Origin of the sequence: Streptomyces sp. WAC05374, assembly GCF_004353505.1 — a bacterium.
Taxonomy (GTDB): Bacteria; Actinomycetota; Actinomycetes; order Streptomycetales; family Streptomycetaceae; genus Streptomyces.
In genome coordinates, this window is record NZ_SMNQ01000002.1 from 577,999 (window position 1) to 584,327 (window position 6,329).

The 6,329-nt window shown below is 77.1% G+C and carries 7 protein-coding genes; 4 read left to right on the forward strand and 3 right to left on the reverse strand.

The annotated features are described in order from the left end of the window. The first annotated feature begins 54 nt into the window (after nt 1–54). Both E2B92_RS07605 and E2B92_RS07610 read left to right on the forward strand, forming a co-directional pair. Complete coding sequence (locus E2B92_RS07605; protein ID WP_126883045.1) at nt 55–837, forward strand: MerR family transcriptional regulator; 783 nt, start codon at nt 55–57, stop codon at nt 835–837. Beyond that, nucleotides 834–1,661: a hypothetical protein gene (locus tag E2B92_RS07610; RefSeq protein ID WP_185923465.1), complete on the forward strand. Its 828-nt coding sequence runs from the start codon at nt 834–836 to the stop codon at nt 1,659–1,661. Before E2B92_RS07605 ends, E2B92_RS07610 begins: the two co-directional genes overlap by 4 nt. Here E2B92_RS07610 and E2B92_RS07615 read toward each other — a convergent pair. Further along, nucleotides 1,588–3,054, reverse strand: a complete 1,467-nt coding sequence (locus tag E2B92_RS07615) for an RNB domain-containing ribonuclease (protein ID WP_126883044.1) — start codon at nt 3,052–3,054, stop codon at nt 1,588–1,590. The genes E2B92_RS07610 and E2B92_RS07615 overlap by 74 nt on opposite strands. Nucleotides 3,055–3,149: 95 nt before the next feature. Between E2B92_RS07615 and yaaA the strand changes: the two genes are divergently transcribed. Both yaaA and eda read left to right on the forward strand, forming a co-directional pair. Then, nucleotides 3,150–3,914: a peroxide stress protein YaaA gene (yaaA, locus tag E2B92_RS07620; RefSeq protein WP_126883043.1), complete on the forward strand. Its 765-nt coding sequence runs from the start codon at nt 3,150–3,152 to the stop codon at nt 3,912–3,914. 63 nt (nt 3,915–3,977) lie between these two features. Continuing rightward, nucleotides 3,978–4,616, forward strand: a complete 639-nt coding sequence (eda, locus tag E2B92_RS07625; RefSeq protein WP_126883042.1) for a bifunctional 4-hydroxy-2-oxoglutarate aldolase/2-dehydro-3-deoxy-phosphogluconate aldolase — start codon at nt 3,978–3,980, stop codon at nt 4,614–4,616. Here eda and E2B92_RS07630 read toward each other — a convergent pair. Continuing rightward, nucleotides 4,609–5,460 carry a GNAT family N-acetyltransferase gene (locus tag E2B92_RS07630; protein WP_126883041.1) on the reverse strand — a complete coding sequence of 284 codons (852 nt, stop codon included), beginning with the start codon at nt 5,458–5,460 and terminating at the stop codon, nt 4,609–4,611. The genes eda and E2B92_RS07630 overlap by 8 nt on opposite strands. Further along, nucleotides 5,457–6,329, reverse strand: an 873-nt coding sequence (locus tag E2B92_RS07635; protein ID WP_200840161.1) for a bifunctional RNase H/acid phosphatase, incomplete at its 5' end; no start/stop codon positions are given. The genes E2B92_RS07630 and E2B92_RS07635, both read right to left, overlap by 4 nt.

A 6,329-nucleotide genomic window follows, 5' to 3' on the forward strand; every position in this document is an offset into this window, starting at 1 on the left:
GGCCGTCCGGCGGGTGCTTGACCCTGCCGCGGCGTCAACGTTTCTACTGAGGCCATGCGGATCGGAGAGATCGCCGGCCTCGTCGGCATCACGGCGCGGGCGGTGCGCCATTACCACCACCTCGGCCTGCTGCCCGAGCCCCGGCGGCTGGCCAACGGCTACCGGGACTACTCGCTGCGCGACGCCGTGCTGCTCGCGCGGATCAGGCGGCTGACCGAGCTGGGGCTCGGCCTGGACGAGGTGCGGGACGTCCTGGCCGCCGACGCCGGCAAGGAGCTGGTCGAGGTGCTCCAGGAGCTGGACGCCGACCTGGCGCGGCAGCAGGAGGAGATCGGGGCGCGCCGTGAGCGACTGGGGCGGCTGCTGGAGCAGGCGCGGGCCGGGCGGCTGCCCGCCGAGGGGCCGGTGTCGCCGGGGCTCGCGGAGCTGTTCGCGGACCTGACCAGGGCGTCGGCGGGGCTGCCGGGGCCCGAGCCCGCGATGGCGGCGCGGGACCGGGAGATGCTCACGCTGCTGGACACGGTGATGCCGGCGCAGGAGAGTGCCCGGCTGCTGGGCGCGATGCGGCGGATGACCGAGGAGCCGGGCGCGATGGAGCGGGCCTACGACGTGTACGCCCGGCTCGACGCCCTTGGCGACGCGGACGCCGGTGACGTGCGGGTGGAGGAGGCGGCGCGGGCGCTGGCCGCGCTACTGCCGGACGAGGTGGTGGGGCACCTTCCGGACGCGGAGCCCGCTCGGGGGTCGTTCCAGGAGGCGTTCTTCGCGGACTTCTCCGCCGCGCAGGCCGAGGTGGTCCGCCGGGCCATGCGGATCGCCGCGGAGCGTGCGCGGTGAGGCGGGTGCTGCGGGGCGCCGCGTACGCCCTGCTGCCGGCCGAGGTGGTCCTCGCCGTGCTGCTGGTGGCGGGGGTGCGGGTGCCGGGCGCGGTGCTCATGGGCGCGGAGGTGGCGGTGCTCGTGCTGACTGCCGGCGGGGTGGTGGCGTACGTACACCTGCGGCGGCGGGGCCTGTCGTGGCGGGAGGCGGTGCACGAGCTGGTGCCGGAGCCGGTCGTGCGGCTGATCGGGCACGAGCTGCGGTTGATGGTGAGCCTGGTGCGGTGGGTGGCGCGCCGGCCGCACGGGGCGGGCCCGGGGCTGCGGGTGTTCGGGCACGCGCGGGACCAGGCCGCGTACATGTACGGCTTCGCCTTCGTGTGCGTGGTCGAGACGGCCGGCATGTCGTACCTGCTGGGCTCGTGGCCGGTCGTGCACGCCGTGGTGCTGGTGCTGGACGTCTACACGGTGCTGTTCGTGCTGGGGCTGCACGCGGCGTCCGTGACGCGGCCGCACGTGCTCGGGGACGGGGTGCTGCGGTTGCGGCAGGGCGGACATGTCGATCTGTCGATACCGCTGGAGCGGATCGCCGCCGTCCGGCACGAGATGCGGTTCTCGCACGAGAAGGAGGACGGGCTGCTCACGCTGGCCGTCGCGTCGCAGACCTCGGTCACCATCGAGCTGGCCGAGCCCGTGACGGCCGTGCGGCTGCTGGGCGCGCGCCACCAGGTGCGTCTGGTGCGGTGCCACGCCGATGACGCCCGCGGCCTCACGGAGGCGCTGCGGCGGGCGCTCCCGCGGGAGCGAACAGCGCCTTCTCCCGTCCCGGAGCGGCCCGCGTGAGCCGTACGAGCAGCCGCTCCCCCAGCGGCAGCGGGGCCGTGCCGCCCTCGACGCGGGCCACGACCGCCGGGTCCTCCAGGTGGACGGTGCCCACGGCCGGGTCCCGTTCGTGGACGTCGATGACGTACGCGTCGAACACCTCGCCCACCCGGTCCTGGAGGAGCGCCGCCTCCAGGAGGTCCACGCACTCCCGCTCGACCGCGCCCGCGCGGCGTGAGCCCTCCGCCATCCGGCGCGGGAGGCCGGGCAGGGCGGCCCGTACCCATTCCGGGGGCTCCTCGCCCGCGACGGCGGCGAGGCACAGCTCACCGGCGTACCGGTCGACGAGGCGCCTCAGGGGGGCGGTGCAGTGCGTGTACGCGTCGGCGACGGCGGCGTGCACGGTCAGGGCGGGCACCTCGCCGCCGGTGAAGACGGTATACCCGGCGCCGCGCAGGAGGGTGGTGCAGTCCTGGAGGAAGGCGGCGTGGCGGCTGTCGTGCGGGTCCAGCGAGCGGACGAGGGCGGCGTACGAGACGTGGTGCGGCCAGTCGATGCCGAGGGCCCGGGCGGAGCGGCGCAGCCGGGAGACGGCTCCGTCGGGGGCGGCCGGGAGGGTGCGGAGGATGCCGGTGCCGGCGGCGGTCATCAGGTCGGCGGCGGCCATGCCGGTCAGCAGGGAGATCTGGGCGTTCCAGGCGTCGGCGGGACGGGGGGCGCGGTACTCCAGCGCGTAGGCGCCGTCCCGCTCGACGATCTCCTGCTCGGGGACGGCGAGGGAGATGCCGCCGCGCTCGGCCTCCAGCCGTTCGCGCAGGGTGCCGATCTCGCGGAGGAGGGCGAGCGGTTCCTCGGCGGTGCCCGTGTCGAGCTGCCGCTGGACGCCCTCGTAGTCGAGCCGGGCGCGGCTGCGGACGAGGGCGCGGTGGACGTCGGTGGCGACGGGGCGGCCGTCCGCGTCGAGGTCGATGCGCCACAGCAGGGCGGGGGCGTCCTGTCCGGCCAGGAGGCTGGCGGCGCCCTCGGAGATGACGGCGGGGTGGAGGGGGACGCGGCCGTCGGGGAAGTACAGGGTCTGGACGCGCCGGTGGGCCTCGGTGTCGACCGCGCCGCCGGGGGTGACGAAGGCGGCGACGTCGGCGATGGCGTAGTGGACGCGGTAGCCGCCGCCGGGGCGGCGCGCGAGGTGCATGGCCTGGTCGAGGTCGGTGGAGCCGGGCGGGTCGATGGTGAAGAGGGGGATGCCGGTGGCGTCCCGCTCCGTCGGGCGGGGCGAGCGGGCGGCGGCCTCGGCCTCGGCGAGGACCGCGGCCGGGAAGGCGCCGGGGACGTCGGGCTGGGTACGCAGCGCGCGCAGGGCGTCCCGCAGGGCCGCCTCGGCCGCGCCGGTCACTCGCATCTGGCGGCGGGGCATGGGTCGAGCGTAGGGCGCGGGGCACGGCGCGGCACTTTGTACGCTGGCGCGGGGCCGCACCCCCGTTTTCGCGTACGTACCGAAGGAGAACCACCGTGCTCGTGCTGTTGCCGCCCTCGGAAGGAAAGGCCGCATCGGGGAGCGGCACGCCGCTGGAGCCGGGGTCCCTGTCGCTGCCGGGGCTCGCGGCCGCGCGGGCGGCCGTACTGGAGGAGCTGGTGGAGCTGTGCTCCGGCGACGAGGAGAAGGCGCGGGAGGTGCTGGGGCTCAGCGAGGGGCTGCGCGGCGAGGTCGCGAAGAACGCCGGGCTGCGGACGGCGGGTGCCCGGCCGGCCGGGGAGGTCTACACGGGCGTGCTGTACGACGCGCTGGGGCTGGCGACGCTGGACGCGGCGGCACGGGAGCGGGCGGGGGCGTCGCTGCTGGTCTTCTCGGGGCTGTGGGGCGCGGTGTCGGTGGACGACCGGATTCCGTCGTACCGCTGCTCGATGGGTGTGAGGCTGCCGGGGCTGGGTGCGCTGGGGGCGTACTGGCGTGCGCCGATGGCGGCCGTGCTGCCCGAGGCGGCCGGGGACGGGCTGGTGCTGGACCTGCGGTCGGCCGCCTATGCGACGGCGTGGCGGCCCAAGGGCGAGGTGGCGGCGCGGACGGCGACGGTGCGGGTGCTGCACGCGCCGACGCGCAAGGTGGTCAGCCACTTCAACAAGGCGACGAAGGGCCGGATCGTGCGCAGCCTGCTGGAGGCGGGTGCGGTGCCCGGGTCGCCGGCCGAGCTGGCGGAGGCGCTGGGGGACCTCGGGTACGTGGTGGAGACGCCGGCGGCGGGGAAGCTGGACGTGCTGGTGAACGAGATCCACTGATCGCCCGTTGCGCCATGCGCAACGTTCATTGCGGGTGATGCTCCACCCGGGCAGGATGGGCGCATGACCGCCGCCGGGTCCGTGCTGGACCACGCCCCCGTCCTGCCCGTGGTCGTCGTCGAGGACGCCGCCGACGCCGTACCGCTGGCGCGTGCGCTGGTCGCGGGCGGGCTGCCGGCGATCGAGGTGACGCTGCGGACCGCCGCGGCGCTCGACGCGATCCGGGCGGTCGCCGAGGAGGTCCCGGAGGCCGTGGTCGGCGCGGGCACGGTCGTCTCGGCGCGGGGCGTGGCCGACGCGGTGGGCGCGGGCGCGCGGTTCCTGGTGAGCCCGGGCTGGACGGGCGGGCTGCTGGACGCGATGGAGGCGTCGGGCGTGCCGTTCCTGCCCGGTGTCTCGACGGCCTCCGAGGTGGTGGCTCTGCTGGAGCGCGGGGTGCGCGACCTGAAGTTCTTCCCGGCGGAGGCGGCGGGCGGCACGGCGTACCTGAGGTCGCTGGCGGGCCCGCTGCCGCAGGCCCGGTTCTGCCCGACGGGCGGCATCACGGCGGCGTCGGCGCCGTCCTATCTCGGCCTGCCCAATGTGGGCTGCGTGGGCGGTACGTGGATGCTGCCGGGCGACGCGCTCGCGGCGCGGGACTGGGCGCGGGTGGAGTTTCTGGCGCGCGAGGCGTCGGCGCTGCGGGGCCGCACGTTCAGGTGAACGCGATGTCGACGTGGTCGGCGACGGGGCGGTAGCCGATGCGCTGGTAGAGGGCCGTGCTGGTCGGGTTGGCGACGTCGGCGAAGAGCAGCACCTGCCGGGCGCCGGCCTCCCGGGCGGCGCGGCTGACGGCGGCGGTGACGGCCCCGGCGTACCCGCGACCGCGCAATGCGGGCGGCGTGTAGACGGGCGCGACGCGGGCCTGTCCCGCGACGACCGGTGAGTGGGCGGCCATCGACACGGGTACGCCACCGGTCTCCCAGAGGTACAGCCCCCCGTACGCGACGCGCCGCTCGGCGTGGGCCGTGTGGTCGGTGGCCGGGCCGGTGCCGATGTCGGCGGCGAAGGCGTCCATCCAGGCGGCGGCCAGCGGTACGTCGGCGGCGGTGGCCCTGCGCCGGGCGCCGGGCGGCGCCGGGTGCGGGGGCGTGAGCGTGCCGAGCCGGTACAGCCGGCTGCGGCGGGTGATCGCCCACGATCCCCCGGCCGCCGTCCATGCCTCGGCGAACGCCCGCGCGGGCCCCTCGCCGCCCTTGACGCCCTCGGCCCCGGTGCCGCGCAGGGCCTCGGCGAGCTCCCGTGCGGCCAGCTCCGGCATGGGTCCCAGCAGCGGGCCCCTGGGCGGTGTCCGGACGAACACCGCCTCGACGGGCCCGTCGGCGCGGCGGCGCCAGACACCGAACCGGGCGTCGTCCGTCCCGAGCGCCCGGGGGCCGTGGCGCCGTACCGTCTCGGCGACGGTGAGCGGCACGGTGTGGCCGGCCGGGTCGGCCGCGAGGCACGGGCCCGCCTCGCGGCCGAACTCCTCGGCGTCGGACGTGAGCCGCCAGCCCGCCGGGCTCACCGCAGGTGCGAGGTGTCGTTCAGCAGGCGCACCGAGGCGTTGCCGTCCCGGTAGTACGCCACGGCCGACAGGGAGGCCGCCGACAGCTCCATGCGGAACAGCGACTCCGGCGGGGCGCCCAGCGCCAGGCGGACCAGGGTCTTGATGGGCGTGACGTGCGTGACCAGCAGGACGGTGCGGCCGGCGTGACGGGCGGTCAGCCGGTCCCGGGTCGCCGCGACCCGGCGGGCGACGGTCGCGAAGGACTCGCCACCGCCCGTGGGGGCGGCCTTCGGGGAGGCGAGCCAGGCGTCCAGGTCGTCCGGGAAGCGGTCCCGTACCTCCGCGAAGGTCAGGCCCTCCCAGGCGCCGAAGTCCGTCTCCCGCAGCCCTTCCTCGATCCGGACGTCCAGGCCGAGGCGGGCCGCGATCGCGGCGGCGGTCTGACGGCAGCGCGCCAGCGGCGACGAGACGATCTCCTGGATCGTGCCGCGCGCCGCCAGGACGGCCGCGACCGCGTCGGCCTGCCGCCGGCCGACCGGGGACAGGTCGGGGTCGCTGCCGCCGCTGCCCGAGAAACGCTTCTCCGGGGTGAGCGCGGTCTCGCCGTGCCGCAGCAGGACGAAGGTCGCCGGTGCGCCGAGGTCCGCCGCCGCCCAGCCGACGGGCGGCGCGGCGGCGGCGGTACGGCTCACGGCCGCGGCGGCCGGCACCTGCGCGGTGTCCGCCGCCACCGCGAGCGGGTCACCCCCGGCGCCCGACGGCCCGGCGCCGATGGCGGTGGGCGTCTCCAGGGGCGGCGCGCCCGGGGCGGTGGGCGTCTCCAGGGGCGGCGCGCCCGGGGCGGCGTCCGCGGCGGGGCCGCCCCGGGGGCCCCGCCCGCCGCGGGT